14 protein-coding genes are annotated in these 18,624 nt (G+C 70.7%); 11 read left to right on the forward strand and 3 right to left on the reverse strand.

Features of this window, described 5'->3' with window-relative positions:
* Positions 1–10: 10 nt before the first annotated feature.
* Entirely contained in the window at positions 11–901 is an 891-nt protein-coding gene (locus tag NR792_RS00205; protein WP_375758059.1) for an NAD(P)-dependent oxidoreductase, read from the forward strand.
* A gap of 68 nt (positions 902–969) precedes the next feature.
* Here the strand turns inward: NR792_RS00205 and asnS are convergent, their stop codons facing one another.
* The gene (asnS, locus tag NR792_RS00210; protein WP_375758060.1) at positions 970–2,370 is read right to left on the reverse strand and encodes an asparagine--tRNA ligase; all 1,401 of its coding nucleotides are present in this window, start codon (positions 2,368–2,370) and stop codon (positions 970–972) included.
* A 194-nt stretch (positions 2,371–2,564) separates the two neighbouring features.
* Between asnS and leuS the strand changes: the two genes are divergently transcribed.
* The 3 genes from leuS to lptE are packed head-to-tail and all read left to right on the forward strand — an operon-like array spanning position 2,565 to position 6,228.
* The gene (leuS, locus tag NR792_RS00215) at positions 2,565–5,066 is read left to right on the forward strand and encodes a leucine--tRNA ligase (RefSeq protein WP_375758061.1); all 2,502 of its coding nucleotides are present in this window, start codon (positions 2,565–2,567) and stop codon (positions 5,064–5,066) included.
* Between the two features lie 41 nt (positions 5,067–5,107).
* Entirely contained in the window at positions 5,108–5,674 is a 567-nt protein-coding gene (locus NR792_RS00220) for a hypothetical protein (RefSeq protein ID WP_375758062.1), read from the forward strand.
* A gap of 32 nt (positions 5,675–5,706) precedes the next feature.
* A complete protein-coding gene (gene lptE / locus NR792_RS00225; protein ID WP_375758063.1) occupies positions 5,707–6,228 on the forward strand; it encodes an LPS assembly lipoprotein LptE in 522 nt (173 codons plus the stop codon).
* A 45-nt stretch (positions 6,229–6,273) separates the two neighbouring features.
* Here the strand turns inward: lptE and rpsT are convergent, their stop codons facing one another.
* A complete protein-coding gene (gene rpsT, locus NR792_RS00230) occupies positions 6,274–6,540 on the reverse strand; it encodes a 30S ribosomal protein S20 (protein ID WP_207050230.1) in 267 nt (88 codons plus the stop codon).
* A 159-nt stretch (positions 6,541–6,699) separates the two neighbouring features.
* The gene (mazG, locus tag NR792_RS00235; RefSeq protein WP_375758064.1) at positions 6,700–7,884 is read right to left on the reverse strand and encodes a nucleoside triphosphate pyrophosphohydrolase; all 1,185 of its coding nucleotides are present in this window, start codon (positions 7,882–7,884) and stop codon (positions 6,700–6,702) included.
* A gap of 106 nt (positions 7,885–7,990) precedes the next feature.
* On the opposite strand from mazG, the gene NR792_RS00240 reads away from it, so the two are divergent.
* From NR792_RS00240 to prfB, 7 genes are all read left to right on the forward strand, one after another.
* Positions 7,991–10,144, forward strand: a complete 2,154-nt coding sequence (locus tag NR792_RS00240) for a tetratricopeptide repeat protein (protein WP_375758065.1) — start codon at positions 7,991–7,993, stop codon at positions 10,142–10,144.
* A gap of 3 nt (positions 10,145–10,147) precedes the next feature.
* The gene (locus NR792_RS00245; protein WP_375758066.1) at positions 10,148–11,263 is read left to right on the forward strand and encodes a DUF4388 domain-containing protein; all 1,116 of its coding nucleotides are present in this window, start codon (positions 10,148–10,150) and stop codon (positions 11,261–11,263) included.
* A 96-nt stretch (positions 11,264–11,359) separates the two neighbouring features.
* The gene (locus NR792_RS00250) at positions 11,360–12,400 is read left to right on the forward strand and encodes a PhoH family protein (protein ID WP_375758067.1); all 1,041 of its coding nucleotides are present in this window, start codon (positions 11,360–11,362) and stop codon (positions 12,398–12,400) included.
* A gap of 215 nt (positions 12,401–12,615) precedes the next feature.
* On the forward strand, positions 12,616–15,129 hold the full coding sequence (locus NR792_RS00255; RefSeq protein ID WP_375758068.1) for an HD family phosphohydrolase: 2,514 nt from the start codon (positions 12,616–12,618) through the stop codon (positions 15,127–15,129).
* Positions 15,126–16,007, forward strand: coding sequence for an rRNA maturation RNase YbeY (gene ybeY / locus NR792_RS00260; protein ID WP_375758069.1), 882 nt, complete (start codon positions 15,126–15,128; stop codon positions 16,005–16,007). The genes NR792_RS00255 and ybeY overlap by 4 nt, the downstream gene beginning before the upstream one ends.
* 50 nt (positions 16,008–16,057) lie before the next feature.
* On the forward strand, positions 16,058–17,380 hold the full coding sequence (locus NR792_RS00265) for a DUF4105 domain-containing protein (RefSeq protein ID WP_375758070.1): 1,323 nt from the start codon (positions 16,058–16,060) through the stop codon (positions 17,378–17,380).
* A gap of 50 nt (positions 17,381–17,430) precedes the next feature.
* Positions 17,431–18,553 (forward strand): peptide chain release factor 2 gene (gene prfB, locus NR792_RS00270; protein ID WP_235686114.1). Its coding sequence is split into 2 segments (ribosomal slippage): positions 17,431–17,499 and positions 17,501–18,553, totalling 1,122 coding nucleotides; the frame shifts between segments, so codons are not numbered across the junction.
* Positions 18,554–18,624: the final 71 nt, after the last annotated feature.

The raw sequence follows: 18,624 nt of genomic DNA on the forward strand, positions 1-18,624 counted from the left end.
GAGCATCTCCATGAAGGTCGGCTTCATCGGGTTGGGGAACATGGGCACGCCCATGGCGAAGAACCTGGCCGGCGCGGGCCATGAGCTCAGCGTCTGGAACCGCACCGCGTCCAAGGCGGAGCCGCTGAAGCAGCAGGGCGCGCGCGTGGCGAGGACGCCCGCCGAGGCCGCCCGCGACGCGGAGGTCGTCGTGTCCATGCTCGCGGACGACCACGCCACGGAAGAGGCCGTGCTGGGGCAGGACGGCATCGTCAGTGCCCTGCCGAAGAACGCCATCCACGTCTCCTCCAGCACCATCTCCGTCGCGCTGTCGGAGCGCCTGACCAAGGCGCACACGGACGCGGGGCAGGGCTACGTCTCCGCCCCCGTCTTCGGCCGCCCCGAGGCCGCGGCGGGCAAGCAGCTCTGGGTCGTCGCCGCTGGGCCGAAGCAGCAGGTGGAGCGCGTGCGTCCGCTGCTCACGGCCCTGGGGCGCGGCCTCACGGAGCTGGGGGAGCGGCCCTCCGCCGCGAACACGGTGAAGCTGTCCGGCAACTTCCTCATCGCGTCGATGATGGAGGCGCTGTCGGAGGCCTTCGCGCTCGCGGAGAAGTGCGGCGTGGAGCGCGCCGCGTTCCTGGACGTCTTCAAGTCCGTCTTCGCCAAGGCGCCCATCTTCGAGAACTACGCGGGCGCCATCGCCAAGGGGCAGTACACGCCCGCGGGCTTCGCGCTGCGCCTGGGCCTCAAGGACGTGACGCTGGCGCTCGAGGCGGGGCGCACGGCGGAGGTGCCCCTCCCGCTGGCCAGCCTCCTGCGCGACCACTTCCTCACCGGCGTCGCGCAGGGACGCGGCGACGAGGACTGGTCCGCGCTGGGGGCGCTCGCCCAGGAGCGCGCGGGCATCAAGCCGAAGGGCTGAAAGACGAAGGGCCTCCCGGGGACACGCCACGGGAGGCCCTTGCTGACTTCAGTGCGCGGCGTCGCGGACTAGAACGTCGCGGAGCCCGGCACGCGCGGGTAGGGGATGGCGTCGCGGATGTTCTGCAGGCCGCACATGTAGACGATGAGCCGCTCGAACCCCAGGCCGAAGCCCGCGTGCGGCACCGTGCCGTAGCGGCGCAGGTCGCGGTACCACTGGTAGTGCGCGGGATCGAGGCCGAACTTCCTCATGCGCGCATCCAGCACGTCCAGGCGCTCCTCGCGCTGGCTGCCACCGATGATCTCACCGATGCCCGGGGCGAGCACGTCCATCGCGGCCACGGTCTTCCCGTCCTCGTTGATGCGCATGTAGAAGGCCTTGATGGCCTCCGGGTAGTTCGTCACCACCACGGGCCGGCCCACGTGCTCCTCGGTGAGGTAGCGCTCGTGCTCCGTCTGGAGGTCCTTGCCCCACTCCGGCGCGTACTCGAACTTCTTCTTCGCCTTCTGGAGGATGGAGACGGCCTCCGTGTAGTCGATGCGCTCGAAGCTGGAGCCGATGAACTTCTCCATCCGCTCCGTGACGCCCTTCTGCTGGCGCTCCTCGAAGAACTTCATGTCCGGCGCGCACTCCTCCAGCACGGCCTTGAACACGTACTTGAGGAACCGCTCCGCCAGCGCCGCGTCCTCGTTGAGGTCCGCGAAGGCGATCTCCGGCTCAATCATCCAGAACTCGGCCAGGTGCCGCGTGGTGTTGCTGTTCTCCGCGCGGAACGTGGGGCCGAACGTGTAGACCTTCGACATCGCCAGGCAGTACGCCTCCACGTTCAGCTGCCCGGACACGGTGAGGTAGGCCTCCTTGCCGAAGAAGTCCTTGCCCCAGTCAATCTTGCCGTCCGGCCCGCGCGGCGGGTTGGTGGCGTCCAGCGTGGACACGCGGAACATCTGCCCCGCGCCTTCCGCGTCGCTGGCGGTGATGATGGGCGTGTTCACCCAGCAGAAGCCCTCGCCGTGGAAGAAGCGGTGCACCGCCTGCGCCGCCGCGTTGCGCACGCGCGTGATGGCCCCGAAGGTGTTGGTGCGCACGCGCAGGTGCGCCACCTCCCGCAGGAACTCCAGCGAGTGCTGCTTGGGCTGGATGGGGTAGGTGTCCGGGTCGTCCACCAGGCCCAGCACCTGGACCTCATCCGCCTGCACCTCGAACGCCTGCCCCTTGCCCTGCGACTGCACCAGCGTGCCCCGGCAGATGACGGAGGCGCCCGCGGAGAGGCGGAGGATTTCGTTCTCGTAGTTGGCCAGCGAATTGGGCGCGACGACCTGGATGGGGTCGAAGACCGACCCGTCGCTCACGTTCACGAAGCTGATGCCCGCCTTGGAGTCGCGGCGCGTCCGCACCCAGCCGCGCACCTCCACCTTCGAGCCCGCTTCGACGGCCCCCGACAGGGCCTTCTTCACACTCACGACCTGCATGGTGCTCTCCCTCTGCTCCAGACCGGGAAGGCGAGTTAGTCGCGCCCGGGCCCGAGGGCAAGCACCGAGCGAGGTCCACCCCCCACCACCCGGGTTTCCCGGTCAGGAGCCCCAGGGCGCCCGGCGTCCAGGCTTTCGACGCGCCAAGACTTGTTGCCCGCGTGTCCTACCTCCCGCTAAGAGTCCGAGGAGCCATGGCGATGAACGAGCGTTACGAGCCGCAGTCGATTGAAGGAAAGTGGCAGACCCGCTGGGAAGAGGAGGGCCTCTTCCGGGCAGGCAGGCGTCCGGATGCCCCCAAGAAGTACGTCCTGGAGATGCTGCCGTACCCCAGCGGCCAGATGCACATGGGGCACGTGCGCAACTACCTCATCGGGGACGTCTACGCGCGCTACTACCAGATGCGCGGCTTCGACGTGCTGCACCCCATGGGCTGGGACGCCTTCGGTCTGCCGGCGGAGAACGCGGCCATCAAGGACGGCGTCCACCCGGTCATCCGCACCCGCGAGAACATCGAGTCGTTCAAGGCGGAGATCAAGACGCTCGGCTACAGCTACGACTGGACGCGCGAGGTCAACACCAGCCAGCCGGAGTACTACCGCTGGAACCAGTGGTTCTTCCTCCAGATGCTCGAGCGCGGGCTCGTCTATCGCCGCTTCAGCAAGGTGAACTGGTGTACCGGCTGCCTCACCGTCATCGCCAACGAGCAGGTGAAGGAAGGCCGCTGCGAGCGCTGCGACTCCGAGGTGCAGGACAAGGAGATGCCCGAGTGGGCGTTCCGCATCACCCGGTACTCGCAGGACCTGCTCGACGCGCTCGACACGCTCAAGGAGTGGCCGGACCGCATCACCTCCGCCCAGCGCAACTGGATTGGCCGCTCGGACGGCGCGGAGGTGGACTTCCGCGTGCAGGGGCATGACGCCGCCCTGCGCGTCTTCACGACCCGCGTGGACACCCTCTACGGCTGCACCTACGTGGTGCTCGCGCCGGACCACAAGCTCGTGGCCCAGGTGACGACGGCGGACCGCCGCGCGGACGTGGACGCGTTCGCCAGGAAGATGGCTGCGCAGAACAAGACGGAGCGGCTGGGCGAGGACGCGGAGAAGGAGGGCGTCTTCACCGGCGGCTACGCGCTCAACCCGGTGACGGGCCAGCCGGTGCCCATCTGGATCGCCAACTTCGTGGTGAGCGACTACGGCACCGGCGCGGTGATGAGCGTGCCGGCGCACGACGCCCGCGACTTCGCCTTCGCGCGCAAGTACGCGCTGCCCGTGCGCGTCGTCATCCAGCCCGCGTCCGGCGACAAGCTCGGCGCCGGGGAGACGCTGGAGGCGGCCTACACGGAGGACGGCGTGCTGGTGGACTCCGGTGACTTCACCGGCATGCCCTCCGCCGAGGCGCGCGTGAAGCTGGCCGCGAAGCTGGAGGGGCAGGGGCAGGGCAAGGCGACGGTGACGTACCGCCAGAAGGACTGGGGCTTCAGCCGCCAGCGCTACTGGGGCACGCCCATCCCCATCGTCTACTGCGAGAAGTGCGACCCGGAGCGCAAGGGCATCCCCGTCCCGGAAGAGCAGCTCCCGGTGCGGCTGCCGGACATCGACACGCAGGCGGTGCTCACCGGCAAGGGCGAGCCCCCGCTCGCGAAGGTGCCGTCCTTCGCCAACACCACCTGCCCCAAGTGCGGCGGCCCCGCGCGCCGGGAGACGGAGACGATGGACACGTTCGTCGACTCCTGCTGGTACTTCGCGCGCTACCTGTCGCCGAAGTACGACGCCGCGCCCTTCGACCCGAAGGAGGGCAAGCGCTGGCTGCCGGTGGACATCTACGTGGGCGGCCCCGAGCACGGCGTGATGCACCTGCTCTACTTCCGCTTCTGGACCCGGGTGATGAAGCTGCTCGGGCTCTCTCCCGTGGACGAGCCCGTCACGCGGCTGATTACGCAGGGCATCGTCAACGGCGCGGACGGCCGCAAGATGGGCAAGCGCTATGGCAACGGCGTGGCGCCGAACACCATCGTGCAGAAGTACGGCGCGGACACCGCGCGCACCTACGTGCTCTTCGCGGGCCCGCCGGAGCGCGACTTCGACTGGTCCCACGAGCAGGTGGAGGGCGTGTTCCGCTTCCTCAAGCGCGTGTGGACGCTGGCCGCCACGCACCACGCCTCCTCGGCGGAGGCCACGTACTCGGGCCCCTACGAGGGCAAGGCGCTGGAGACGCGCCGCGCGGCGCACAAGTGCGTCAAGCGCGTGAGCGAGGCCATCGAGCGGCTGTCCTTCAACACCGCCGTCGCGGGCGTCATGGAGTGCGTGAACGCGCTCTACGCGGTGGGCACGCCGGAGACGCCCGCGGAGAAGGCGGCGATGGGCGAGGCGATGCGGCTGCTCGCGCGCATCCTCACCCCGTTCGCGCCGCACATCGCGGACGAGCTGGCGGAGGCCTACGGCGCGAAGGCGTCCACCGTCACGGAGGCCTGGCCGGAGTTCGACCCGGCGCTGGTGGTGGACGACGTGATTCCGTACGCCGTGCAGGTGAACGGCAAGCTGCGCGCGGAGGTGCGCGTGGCGGCGGACGCGGACGAGGCGGCGGTGCGCGCGGCGGCGGAGGCGGACGACAAGGTGAAGGCCGCCCTCGAAGGCAAGACGCTGCGCAAGTTCGTCTTCGTCCCCAAGCGGCTGGTGAACTTCGTCGTCGGCTGACGGCGAGCGAGGGAGGGGAAGTGCCCGCGGAAGTGCTCGTCATGTGCTCCTCCTGCGGGCGCCCCCAGTCGGCGGCCCGGCGCCGCTGTGCCTTCTGCAACGCGGAGCTGCCGGAGGCGCCCCTGCCGCCCCTGTCTCCGGCGGCTTCGGCCCCAACGCCCCGCGCCGCCCCGCTGGCGCTGGACCTGGGCAACCGGCGCACCCTGGCGGTGAGCGGCGAACAGCTGTCGTTCCAGGGGCGCCCGGGCGGGGGCCCGGCGCTCGACGTGCCGTGGACGCGGGTGCGGCGGCTGGAGTGGAGCACGCGGCCCTACTTTGAAGCGCTGGGGCTGCTCGCCTTCACCGCGCTGGGCCTCTTCTGGGCGCCGACGCAGGCGGTGCGGCTCCTGGGCCTGGTGGCGGGCGTCCTCAGCGTGATGCTGACAGGGCTCTACCGTCACCACGGCCTCACCGTGGAGCGGGATGACGGCACGCGGATGCGGTGGCCGCTGGGGATGGCGCCAAGAGGCTCGGCCCGCGAGGCCCGGCTCCAGCAGGCCCGCTCGGCACTGGCCGATGCCAGCCGCGCGCGCAACGTGCCGTTCGCCGGCCCCGGGCCCGGCGCTTGACGGAGGATCGCGGCCGGGTAGGGTGCGCGCCCATGCGGCCCTCAAGGAACGCGGTGCGGGTGGGTGCGGTGAAGGCGTTCCGGTGGGGCGTGGCGGCGGTGGCGATGCTGGGGGCCGGGTGTGGCTACCGCTTCAGCCCCTGGGGTTCGGCGCTGCCGGAAGGCACCGGGCAGGTGTGCGCGCCCATCTTCGCCAACGAGACGCCGGAGCCCGCGCTGGAGAACCTCTTCACGCGCTACCTGCGCCAGCAGCTCATCCAGGCGGGCCGGCTGGCCAGCGCTCCGAGCTGCACGTCCACGATTGAAGGGGCGGTGCTCAACGTCTGGGCGTCCCCGACCATCATCCCCAACAACTACCGCATCTCCACGACCGTGCGGCTGCGCCTCGTGAAGGAGGGACAGCTGCTGACGGAGACGGTGGTGTCGGGGACCGAGGACTACCTCCAGGGCCGCGGCAACGTCCTGGAAGCGGAGGCCAACCGTCAAGCCGCGCTGGCGCGCCTGGCGGAGCAGCTCATGCACGACGGATACGATCGGCTGGCCAGCACCTGGTGAGGACCGGGGAGCCCGGTCCTCAACGCGCGGTGTACGACGGGACGACTAGGCCTTCGCCTTCGCGGCGGCCTTGGCCAGCCGGGAGATGCGGCGCGCGGCGGTACGCTTGTGGAGGACGCCCTTGCTGGCCGCCTTGTTGAGGGTCTTGGAAGCCGCCTTCAGCGCGTCCGTCGTCTTGGAACCGTCCTTGGAGGCAATGGCCTCGCGGGCGGACTTGACGGCGTCCTTCACGGTGGTCCGGACGTTCACGTTCCGGGCACGGCGCTTCAGGGACTGGCGGTGACGCTTCTCTGCAGACTTGGTGTTCGCCAAGGCAATGCTCCAGCGGAAGGCAAGGCAAGGAAAAAGAGGGGCCGTCCTTACTGCGACGCCCCGGTTGCGTCAAGGTACGCGTGCGTTCGCGATCAGGATTTCCTGTTCCGGAACGCCCTGGAGGCCTCCGGAATGCCTCCGGGGCCCAAGCGGAAGGAATCAGGCCGGAGGGGCGGCGTATTCCCACCGCAGCCCGGCCGGGTCCAGGAACTGGAAGCCCGCCGCGGAGCTGGACCCCGCCACCAACCGGTCGGGGTGGTGGGCCCGGAACAGCTCCAGGAGCCGGCCCACGGCGGCCGGGGAGGGGGCCTCCAGGGTGAGGGCCACCGGGGAGGCGGCCAGAGCCTGGGCGCCCGGCGTGAAGACGAGCCCCAGGCCCGCGCCCGTGTAGGCCACCGTGCCTTCCGGCGAACGGGTGGGGCCCCAGCCCAGCCAGGAGGCCACGGTGTCCCAGAAGGCCCGCTGGGCCGCCACGTCCGGCACCGCCAGGCGCAGGGTGGCCACGGAGGCTCGCGGCGGGTGGGCCGGCGGGGGCAGCGCCTTCTCCACGGCCTTCGCGGCCTGCCAGTGGCGCTCCATGTGCTCCAGCGTGGCGCCGCCGAAGGGGACTCCCTCCTCGTTCAGCTTCGCCTCGATGTACTGGAAGCGGCTGACGAAGCGGCGGGTGGCCATGCGCAGCGCGTCCTCCGCCGGCGTCTTCACGAAGCGGGCGAGGTTCGCCAGCGAGAACAGCACGTCCCCCAGCTCATGCTCGATGGCGTCCCGGCCGCCCGACGCGATGGCCTCGTCCAGCTCGCGCAGCTCCTCGTCCAGCTTGCCGCGCACCCCGGCCAGGTCCGGCCAGTCGAAGCCGATGCGGCTGGCCTTCTCCGTGAGGCGCTCGGCGCGCAGCAGGGACGGGGCCGCGGTGGGCACGCCGTCCAGCACGGAGCCCGCGCGTCCCGTCTTCTTCTTGCGCTCCTCCGCCTTCAGCTGCGCCCAGTTGGCGAGCACCTGCTCGGCGCCCTTCACCTGCTGATCCCCGAACACATGCGGGTGGCGGCTGGTGATCTTGTCGCTGATCGCCGCGCACACGTCCGCCATCGTGAACTCGCCCAGCTCCGCCGCCAGCTGCGCGTGGAAGACGATCTGGAAGAGCAGGTCCCCCAGCTCTTCACACAAAGGCCGCCAGGGGCCGCCGTCGGAGACGCGGTCCATCTCGTCCAGGACCTCGAATGCCTCCTCGGTCAGGTAGGGACGGAGCGAGCGCAGGTCCTGCTCGCGGTCCCACGGGCAGCCGCCCTCGGCCCTGAGCCGCCGCATGATCTCCACCAGTCGTTCCAGCTCTGTTCCAGGCGCCGCCATTCATTCACTCCCGAGCAAATCCCCCGCCGCGCGCTCCTGTAGCACGGGCACCGGGCACCACATGATTTCGGATCGTCCGCCCTGTCGCCTATCATCGGACGCCCGGATGCTCCGCTCGTTCCTCGGCCTGTGTTGCAGCCTCGTGCTGCTTGTCCCCGCGCGTGCCCCTGCGTTGACGCAGGAGCCGCTCCTGCGCATCGAGGAGAAGGTCATCGAGCCGGAGCCGGACCCCAGCGTCTTCCGTGCCACGGAGGATGATCCGCAGGACGACCCCGCCGCCGAAGAGGTGGAGGAACCGGAGCCCGAGGCCCGCCCCGACACCCGCCGCCGCGTCATCGCCCCGCCGTCCGTCAAGCCCGCGGCTCCCGCCGAGCCCCCGCCCCCGCCCGTCGTCGTCCCGACCCGTCCCGCCGTCACCCCGGTGATGGCGCCCAAGGTGACGGACGCGGAGCTGCTGGCGGTCTGGGAGAAGTGGAAGGCGGCCCGCTCGCGCAACGACCTCATGGCGGCGGAGGTGGCCCAGAAGGAGCTGCTCACGCTGCGCGAGGAGGTGCTCGCCTCCGACCTGGAGCCCCTGAGCATGGGCTTCGTGCGCGAGGCCGGCGTCCGCCGCCGCGCCGGGGACCTGACGGGCGCGCTCGCGCTCCTGGACGTGGCCGTGGCCCTGTCGCCGGGGCTGCCCGCCGCGCGCTTCGCCCGGGCGGAGACGTACGTGGTGGAGGATCCGCTGAACGTGCCGCGCGCGCTGGGCGAGTGGAAGACCGCGATCATGACGCTGGCGAAGGACGCGAGATACCGCCGGCCCGCGCTCACGGACCTGGGCGCGCTGGTGCTCGCGGCGTGGGCGGCCACGGCGGTGGCGGTGGTCGCGGTGCTCTTCCTGCGGCGGATCCGCTACGCGCTGCATGACTTCCACCACCTGTTCCCCCGGGCGGTGACGCGCTGGCAGTCGGGCCTGCTGGGCCTGCTGCTCCTGGCGCTGCCCGCCGTGCTGGGCGCGGGCCTGGTGCCGGTGCTGCTCGTGCTCTTCGCCTCGGTGGCGCTGTACGTGGGCCGCGCCGAGCGCTGGGTGGCCGCGGTGCTGCTCGTGGGCCTGGGCGTGATGCCGCTCGCCGCGGGGACGCTGGCGCGCTTCACCGTCTTCGCCGGCACGCCCGCGGAGGACGTCTACCTGCTGGAGCGCGGAGGCCTGTCCGCGGAGGGCGCGGCGGCCCGGGTGCGCGCCCGGGCGGAAGCGCGCACCGCCCGGTTCCAGGAGCTGGGGGCGCTCGCCTGGTACGAATCCCGCCGGGGCCTGCTGGAGGAGGCGAGGGCGGACTTCAAGGCCGCCTCCGCCCTGAGGGAAGGCGACGCGCGGATGCTCACGCGCTTCGGCAACGCGCTCATCGGCCTGGGCGACGTGGACGGCGCGGTGCTCCTCTACACGCAGGCGTCCAAGGCGGATCCGTCCATGGCGGCGCCGCACTACAACCTGGGGCAGGTGTACCGGCGCCGGGCCCGGCTGCTGCCGGATGATCAGCTGGGCAAGGAGCTGGACCGCTCCACCTCCGCCATCGCCACCGCGCAGTCGCTGGACGAATCGCTCCTGCGCCGTGAGCCGCCGCCGGAGGACCGCCCGCTGCTCAACCTCCTGCTCCTGGCGCCGACGGTGCCCGAGCGCGCCTGGATGGACCTGGCGGACGGCACCCAGGAGGGCGCCCGCGTGGAGTCCCAGGTGGGCCGCTGGCTGTCGCCCGTCCTGCCGGCGGGCCCGGTGGGCTGGGGCCTGACCGCGGCGCTCGCGGCCCTGTTCGCCGTCCTCGGCGAGGCCTCCTGGCGCATGAAGGCGTCGCGCGGCTGCGAGCGGTGCGGCCGCGCGGTCTGCCAGCGCTGCGACAAGGACCTGGGCGTGGGCAGCGCGATGTGCGGCCAGTGCGTCAACGTCTATGCGCGCAAGAGCCAGGTCCCCAAGGAGCTCCGCTCGCGCAAGCAGGGCGAGGTGGAGCGCCACCAGGCCTGGACGAAGCGGGTGACGTACGCGCTGGGCGGGCTGGTGTCCGGCGCGGGCCACGTGGGCACGGGCCTGCCGGTGCGCGGCGCCCTCTACGCCTTCGTGTTCAGCTTCGCGGTGGCCGCGCTGGTGCTCCACCGCGGCCTCGTCCGCACCCCGTACGGCGACGCGCCGCTGTACCTCAAGCTCGTGCCCGCGGGCACGGTCCTCTTCTTCGTCTACCTGCTGACCCTGCGCGGCCTGCGCCGCCTCCAGCGGGGGGAGGCCTGATCCATGGCGCTCAAGGGCACCCTCAAGGATTTCGGCATCGGCGACATCCTGCAGCTGATTGGCCAGCAGCAGAAGACGGGCACGCTCCACCTGCGCAACAAGGACCAGGAGGTGCGCGTCGGCTTCCAGGACGGCCACATCATCAAGGCCGAAAGCCTCACCCGGAAGCGCAAGGAGCTCATCGGCGCCATGCTGGTGCGCGCCGAAATCATCACGGAGACGCAGCTGGAGGCGGCGCTGGAGGTCCAGAAGCGCACCCTCAAGCGGCTGGGCGACGTGCTGGTGCAGAGCCACGCCCTCACCGCCGAGCGCTTCCAGCACATGGCCCAGCTCCAGGTGACGGAGACGCTCTACCGCCTCTTCACCTGGAAGGCGGGCACCTACGAGTTCATCCAGGAGCCCGTGGAGCCCGGCCCCGACGGCATCACCCCGCTGCGCGCGGAGACGGTGCTGATGGAGGGCTTCCGGATGGTGGACGAGTGGCCCGTCATCCGGAAGCGCATCCACCGCGACGACATGACCTTCGAGCGCGTCAAGGCGCTCCCTCCGCCCCGCAACTCCGACGAGGGCGGGGAGCTGGGCGTCATCGGCCCGTCGGAGCGCCACGTCTACGAGGAGATCGCCGTGGGGCGCGACCTGCGCCGCATGGTGGACCTCTGCGGCCTGGGCGAGTTCGAGACCTGCAAGGCGCTCTACAACCTGGTCAAGGGCGACTACGTGCGCGCCATCGACCCGGAAGGCCGCGCGCCCGTGCCGGAGGACGCCCGCCTCGTCGCCCGGGTGGCGGGCCCCGTGGGCCGCGTCGCCGTGACCATGGCGGTCATCGCGGGGCTGGCCTTCATCGCCACCCGCTGGGTCGGCGGGGGCGGCCAGGAGCCAGGCGCCTCCCGTCTGGGGGATCCTGCCGCCCAGCGTCAGATTGCCCACGCGCAGCGCGTCCGCATCGAGGCCGCGCTGGAGGTGTTCCAGCTGGAAAAAGGCACCCTCCCTGAGCGGTTGGATGCATTGGTGGATGCCGGATTGTTGAGTCCCGAGGAACTGCGCTACCCGTGGCGGGAGGAGTACTATTACCGCCGCACGGCCGCTCGGCAGTTCGTCCTCCTACCGCCCGTGCGCTAGCCCGCGGGCAGGCTCGCCGTCGTGAGATGGCGGGCGTGGGGGGAGGGGCGGCGTTAACTTGAGGGCGAGCGATCACTGAACGAGGAACGACGCGCATTGCGAAATCCCGCCACGCTGGAAGTGCCCGCCACTCGCGCTGAATCCACCCCCACCTCCGCCAAGGTGGACGTCCGTGACAACGAGACGACCCAGGCCCTTTGCGGAAACCAGAATGAGAACCTCAAGCTGATGGAGCGGCGCCTGGGGGTCCGGGTGGGGCAGCGCGGTACGGAGCTGCTCCTGTCGGGGCCCGCGGACGCTGTCGCCTTCGCCGTGCGTCTGGTGGAGAACCTGGAGGAGATGATCCGGGCCGGACGCACCGTCTACCGGGAGGACGTGGAGCAGGCCATCAAGGTCCTGGGCCGCGGCTCGGAGTCGCTGCAGGAGGTCATGCTCGGCACCGTCCTCAAGAGCTCCGGCAACCGGCAGATCGCCCCCAAGAGCATCGCGCAGAAGCGCTACGTGGACGCCATCCGCGCCCACGACATCGTCTTCGGCGTGGGCCCCGCCGGCACCGGCAAGACGTACCTCGCCATGGCCATGGCGGTCGCCTTCCTCCAGGAGCGCAAGGTCAAGCGCATCATCCTGGCGCGCCCCGCCGTGGAGGCCGGTGAGAAGCTCGGCTTCCTGCCCGGCGACCTGGCGGAGAAGGTGAACCCCTACCTGCGCCCGCTCTACGACGCACTGCACGACATGATGGCCGTGGAGCGCGCCCAGACGCTGGTGGAGCAGGGGGTGGTGGAGGTGGCGCCGCTCGCGTTCATGCGCGGCCGCACCCTCAACGACGCCTTCGTCATCCTCGACGAGGCGCAGAACACCACCGTGGAGCAGATGAAGATGTTCCTCACCCGCCTGGGCTACAACAGCAAGGCGGTCATCACGGGCGACGTGACCCAGGTGGACCTGCCCACGGGCAAGGCGTCCGGCCTGAACCACGCCCGCTCCGTGCTGCGGAACATCGAAGGCATCCACTTCTCGGAGTTCTCCGACGTGGACGTCGTGCGCCACCCGCTGGTCCAGGAGGTCATCCGGGCCTACGAGCGCTCCGAGGCCTCCCAGAAGGACGCCCCCGCCCCGGTGCACGGCTCCGCGGCCTGACCTCGCCCCGCTTCACCCGCCACCCCCGCTCCCTGGCTCGCGCCGGGGCGGGGGGGGAGTCGCTGGGTGACCCACACCGCTGCCTGTTGGCTTACCCGCATTTTTCGCAGAGCGAACTGGCGTCCGGGCGGCGGCTGTCCCACCCTCACGAATTTTCCCCGTCGCTGCTTCCTTGTAGGGAGCCTTGACGTCTTCGCAGGGTGAGGAGTTCCCCCATGGCCGATCCTGAATCACCAACCCCCGGGCCCAGTCCGCTGGACGCGCTCGCGGTCCGCCTGGGGCTCGGGCGCAGTGGGGATTGGGGCCGGCGCGTCGTGCAGGCCCTGCTCCTGCTCGTCGTCTCCGTGGGCGCGGGCTTCGTCATCTCCCCGGGCCTCTACAGCCAGCAGATTCCGTCGCTCACCGAGGAGAACCTGGGCAAGCCGTTCCGGGCCAACTCGCCCGCCGGCTTCAAGGCCGCGCGCGACTACGACATCGTCCACCAGGCGATGACGGAGCAGCGCCGCCGCGAGGCCCGGAGCGCCGTGCGCCCGGTGTACGACCTCAACCCGGCGGTGGTGGGCAACCTGCGCGCGTCCGTGCGCGCCGGGTTCGCCTCCGCCCGCGACCACCTGGCGGAGGAGAAGGAGGCCCGCGCCGAGGAGACCCCGCCGGAGGAGGGCGCGTCCAAGCGCCGCAAGCCCGCGCCGCCCACGCCGGAGGCCCTGGAGCGCCAGCGCCACGACCGCGAGGAGATGCAGGCCCAGTTCCAGGAGCAGCTCTTCGGCCAGCGGGACGCGGGGCTGGAGAACGAGGACTTCCAGGCGCTCGTCGCCAACGACTTCTCGGAGGAGGCGGAGACCGCCACCCTGTTGCTGCTCGACCGCGCCTACCGCGCGGATGGCAGCCAGGTGTACGTGGCCGGCTCCCGCGAGGAGCTGGTGCGGGAGGCCCCCCAGGGCCTCACCGTGCGCGACGTGCAGCACAAGAACGAGGACACGCTCCCCGCGGGCGCGTCGCAGGTGGTGGACATGCGGGAGGCGCACCAGGAGATGGACCGCTTCGCCTCCGTGCCCGGCAACGTGCTGCCGGATGCCCCGGCGGTGCAGCGCCGCGCGGTGCTGAGAATCGCCAAGCGGCTCGTGCGCCCCAGCCTGACCATCAACATCGCGGAGACGGACCTGCGCCGCCGGCTCGCGGGCGACGCGGTGAAGGACGCCGTCATCGCCATCAAGAAGGGCCAGCGCGTCATCGGCGACGGCGAGCTCGTCAACGAGACGCACCTCGTCATGCTGCGCGGGATGCGCGCGCAGACGGACCGGTTGGACCTGCTCCAGCTCCAGGTGGGCGGCACGGGCCTGGTGGCCCTGCTGGTGGTGGCCTTCTACGGCTTCTGCCGCGCGGCCTTCCGCCGCTTCCGCCCCACGCGCAAGGACGGCGTGCTCCTGGGCCTGCTGCTGGTGGGCCTCTTGGGCCTGCTCCAGGTCTGGGTGTCCATCGCGGACGCGGTGCAGGACCGCTACACGGCGCTGCCCATTGAGGCGTTCTATTACGCCTTCCCGGTGGCGGCGGGCGCCATGCTGGTGCGCTTCATCCTCGCGCAGGAGCTGGCGCTGTTCTTCGCCATGGTGTTCGCGTGCCTGGTGGGCGTGATGCTGGGCAACTCGCTGGCGTTCGGCATCTACACGCTGGTGGGCTCGCTGGTGGCGGCGGACCGCATCGTCAAGGCGAAGGACCGCGTGGGCATCTTCCGCGCGGGCCTCGTCACCGGCGTCGCCAACCTCATCGCGGTGCTCTTCCTGTTCCTCGTGGAGGGCAAGGGCCTGGCCGGGGACACGCTCATCACCGCGCTGTGCGCGTTCTTCGGCACCGCGCTCGCCGTCCCGGTGATGGTGATGGCGCTGACGCCGCTCATCGAGGCCACGTTCGGCTACGCGTCGGACATCAAGCTCCTGGAGCTGGCGAACCTGAACCACCCGGCGCTCAAGGAGCTCATCGTCCAGGCTCCCGGCACGTACCACCACTCCATCATCATCGGCACGCTGGTGGAGAACGCGGCGGAGACGATTGGCGCCAACCCCCTGCTGGCGCGCTCGTGCGCGTACTACCACGACATCGGGAAGGGCCGGAACCCGCTCTACTTCGGGGAGAACCAGAAGGGGGAGAACCGGCACGACGGGCTGGCGCCCGCGATGAGCGCGGTCATCATCAAGCGCCACGTGACCGAAGGCCTGGAGATGGCGCGGCAGTACCGCCTGCCCAAGCTGGTGGCGGACGCCATCCCCCAGCACCACGGCACGCGCACGGTGGGCTTCTTCTTCCACAAGGCCCTGAAGGAGCAGGAGGGCAAGGAAGGCGCGCCCCCCATCGACGAGAGCATCTACCGCTACCCGGGCCCCAAGCCGCAGTTCCGCGAGGCGGCGCTGGTGATGATCGCCGACGCGGTGGAGGCCTCCACGCGCTCCATGCCGGACCCCACCAGCGCGAAGCTCCAGGCGCAGGTGCAGAAGATCATCAACATCATCTTCTCCGAGGGCCAGCTGGACGAGTGCGACCTGACGCTCAAGGACCTGAACCTCATCGCCCAGTCCTTCCTGCACACGCTCGAGGGCATCTACCACACGCGTCCCGTCTACCCGGCGGGCGCGATGGGCGGGGGCAAGGCCGGGGGCGCGCCGCTGATGATGGCGCCCGCGCCCGCGAAGGCCGACGCGAAGGACACGAAGGTGCGAACGGCGGGCATGTCATGAGCCGCAAGGTGGAGGGCGTGAAGCTGCGCAAGGGCAAGGTGATTCCGCGGGACGACGGCAAGCGCATCGAGGAGTTCGTCGGCGTCGCGAGCACGCAGACGGAGTCCGCGTCGGTGGCGCGCATGCGGGCCCCGCCGGGCTGGAGCGAACCCGCGCAGACGCCGGAGTTCGACGAGGTGGTGCTCGTCCTCACGGGTGAGCTCACCCTCGTGGTGGACGGCAAGCGCGAACGCATTGGCGCGGGCGAGGTGGGCCTCGTCCCGCGCGGCAAGCGCGTCGTGTACCGCAACGACAGCCAGGGCGCGTGTGACTACTGGTCCATCTGCGCGCCCGCGTTCCGCGTGGAGCTGGCCCACATCGAGAAGCCGGAGCCGAAGGTGAAGGCCTCGGACAACCAGGTGACGGTGCAGGTGGCGCACGGGCAGGGCGAGGACTACGAGCGCCTGCTCACCACCTGGGGCCGCGACTACCTGAAGCGCCTGGGGCTCACCGGCTGCGAGCTGTCGCTGTCGCTCGTGGGGGACCGGGCCATCCGCCGGCTCAACCGCACCTGGCGCCAGAAGGACAAGGCCACGGACGTGCTGTCCTTCCCCGCGGGGGACCAGCCCAAGGGCACGCCGGGCCCGCGCCCGCTGGGCGACGTGGTCATCTCCCTGGACACGGCGAAGCGGCAGGCCAGGGAGTACGGCCGCACGCTGGAGTCGGAGATGGGCCGCTACCTGGCGCACGGCCTCTTGCACCTCCTGGGGCACGACCATGAGAAGCCGCGCGACGCGAAGCGCATGGCCGCCCTGGAGGAGCAGCTGCTGGGCGAGCGGGGCATGGTGGCGGACTCGCTGACCATTGACTCGCGCGCCCGCCGGGCGAAGCTCATCTGAATCCCCGCCGGGGGGCTTGCGGCCCCCCGTGTCTCGTGTTGGATGGAACGATGCCCCGCCTGTCGTCTCTCGTCGTCGCAAGCCTGTTGGGTCTCCTGCTGACCGCGTCCTCCGCGCGCGCCGCGTCGGTGCCGCCGTGGGGCACGGGCGAGAGCCGGGGCGAGGACCTGTCCATCTGGCTGGTGACCTTCAGCCCCGGCGACGACGTCTTCTCGTGGTGGGGCCACGGCTCGCTGGTGGTGGAGGACCGCGCCCGGAACCTGCAGCGGCTCTACAACTACGGGATGTACTCGTTCGACGACCAGACGGTGGTCCACTTCGCCAAGGGCCGCCTGGAGTTCTGGGTGGGCGAGTCGAGCGTCAACGGCACCTTCCGCTTCTACAAGTCGCTGGGGCGCGACGTGCGCGTGCAGGAGCTCAACCTCACGCCGGAACAGCGCGTGACGGTGGCGAAGAAGCTGGCGGACAACGTGCTGCCGGAGAACCGCGACTACCTCTACGAGCACTACAGCGACAACTGCGTGACGCGGCTGCGCGACATGATCGACGTGGCCGTCGGCGGCCAGCTGTCGGAGGCGGAGAAGGCCCCGGCGCGCATGACGCTGCGCGAGCACACCCGCCGCTACACGGCGGTGAGCCCGCCCATGAGCTTCCTGCTCGACTTCATGATGAACGACTCCATCGACAAGCCCATCACCCGCCGCGAGGAGGCCTTCCTCCCGGACGAGCTGGAGCAGCAGGTGGCGGAGCTGAAGGTGCCGGGCCCGGACGGCAAGCCCGTGCCGCTGGTGGAGAAGCAGTGGGACTACTACGCGTCGCCCACGCGCCCCCGGCCCCCCGCGCAGCCGCCGGCGTTCGGCCCGTACATCCTCGCGCTGGGCGTGCTCCTGGGCGCCAGCGCGCTGGGCCTGGCCGCATGGGAGCGCAGGGGCAGCCGCGCGGCGCGCATCCTCCTGGGCCTGGAGAACGTGGTGGTGGGGCTGGTGCTGGGCATCCCGGGGCTGGCGCTCGTCGTCATGTGGGTGGGCACGAACCACGTGGTGACGCACCACAACGAGAACCTCTTCCTCGCCAACCCGCTGACGCTGCTGGCCGTGCCGTACGGCCTGCGCCTCACCTGGAACAGCGCGAAGGCGCGGGCGCGGCTCAAGTGGGTGTGGGGCCTGCTCGCGGCCACGGGCGCGCTGGGGCTGGTGCTCAAGGTGCTGCCCTGGTTCGACCAGGACAACTGGCGCGCCATCGCGCTCATCCTGCCCATCTCCCTGGGCATGGCCGGTGCCTTCTGGCTGGACCGGCTGCGGGCGCTCGTGCCAGGAACGGCGCGCACGCCGCCTCGTCAGGATGCACCGGTGTCGTCGCTCAAGGCGTCCTGAAACACCCCGGCATTCCCAACTGTTTCGATACGAAGGAGACGACGAACACCATGGCGAACGATTCGATGGAGAAGATCCAGGCCCTGAAGGAGCGCCTCAACGCGCTCCGGGGGCATCTTTGACCTCGACCGCAAGCGGTCCCGCATTGCGCTGATCGAGCGTGACTCCACGCAGCCCAACTTCTGGGACGACAACACCAAGGCCCAGGGCCTGCTGAAGGAGAAGTCCACGCTGGAGGCCAGCGTGGGCGCCTTCGACAAGACGATGCGCGGGCTGGACGACGCGCAGACGCTCCTGGAGCTGGCGGCGGAGATGAACGACGAGGCGAGCGCCCAGGAGGCCGAAGGCTCGCTCGCGTCGCTGGAGGCGGAGGTCGCGAAGCTGGAGCTGGCGCGGATGCTCTCCGGCCCGCAGGACCGCAGCAACTGCTTCATGGACATCAACGCGGGCGCGGGCGGCACGGACTCCATGGACTGGGCCGCCATGCTCCTGCGCATGTACTCGCGCTACGGTGAGACCAAGGGCTGGAAGGTCGAGCTCAGCGACGAGGTCCCGGGCGAAGAGGCGGGCTTCAAGAACGTCTCCCTGCGCATCGAGGGCGAGAACGCCTACGGCTACCTCAAGGCGGAGGTGGGCGTGCACCGGCTCGTGCGCATCAGCCCCTTCGACGCCAACGCGCGCCGCCAGACGGCGTTCGCGTCCGTGGACGTGTACCCGGAGGTCGACGACAGCATCCAGATCGACCTGCCGGAGAAGGACATCGAGCTGAAGTTCATCCGCGGCGGCGGCGCGGGTGGACAGAAGGTCAACAAGACGTCGTCCACGGCGCAGCTGCGCCACCTGCCCACGGGCATCATCATCACCTGCCAGACGGAGCGCTCGCAGTCGGCCAACAAGGACATGGCCTTCAAGATCCTGCGCGGCCGCCTGTATGAGCTGGAGATGAAGAAGCGCGAGGCCGAGCGCGACGCGGCGGAGGCGGCGAAGAAGGACATCTCCTTCGGCTCGCAGATCCGCAGCTACGTGCTGGCGCCGTACCGCATGGTCAAGGACCTGCGCACCGGCGTGGAGACGGGCAACGTGGACAAGGTGCTGGACGGTGACCTGGATGAGTTCGTCACCGCACAGCTGCTGGGCGTGAAGAACCCCAACCGCAACGCCTCCGCGGACTAAGGCTCCGGTCCTGTCCGGACACCTCCCACCCCTCTCGGGCCTCAGGTCCGGGAGGGGTTTTTCGTGCCCGG

Source organism: Corallococcus exercitus (assembly GCF_042231735.1).
GTDB classification, from domain to species: Bacteria; Myxococcota; Myxococcia; order Myxococcales; family Myxococcaceae; genus Corallococcus; species Corallococcus exercitus_B.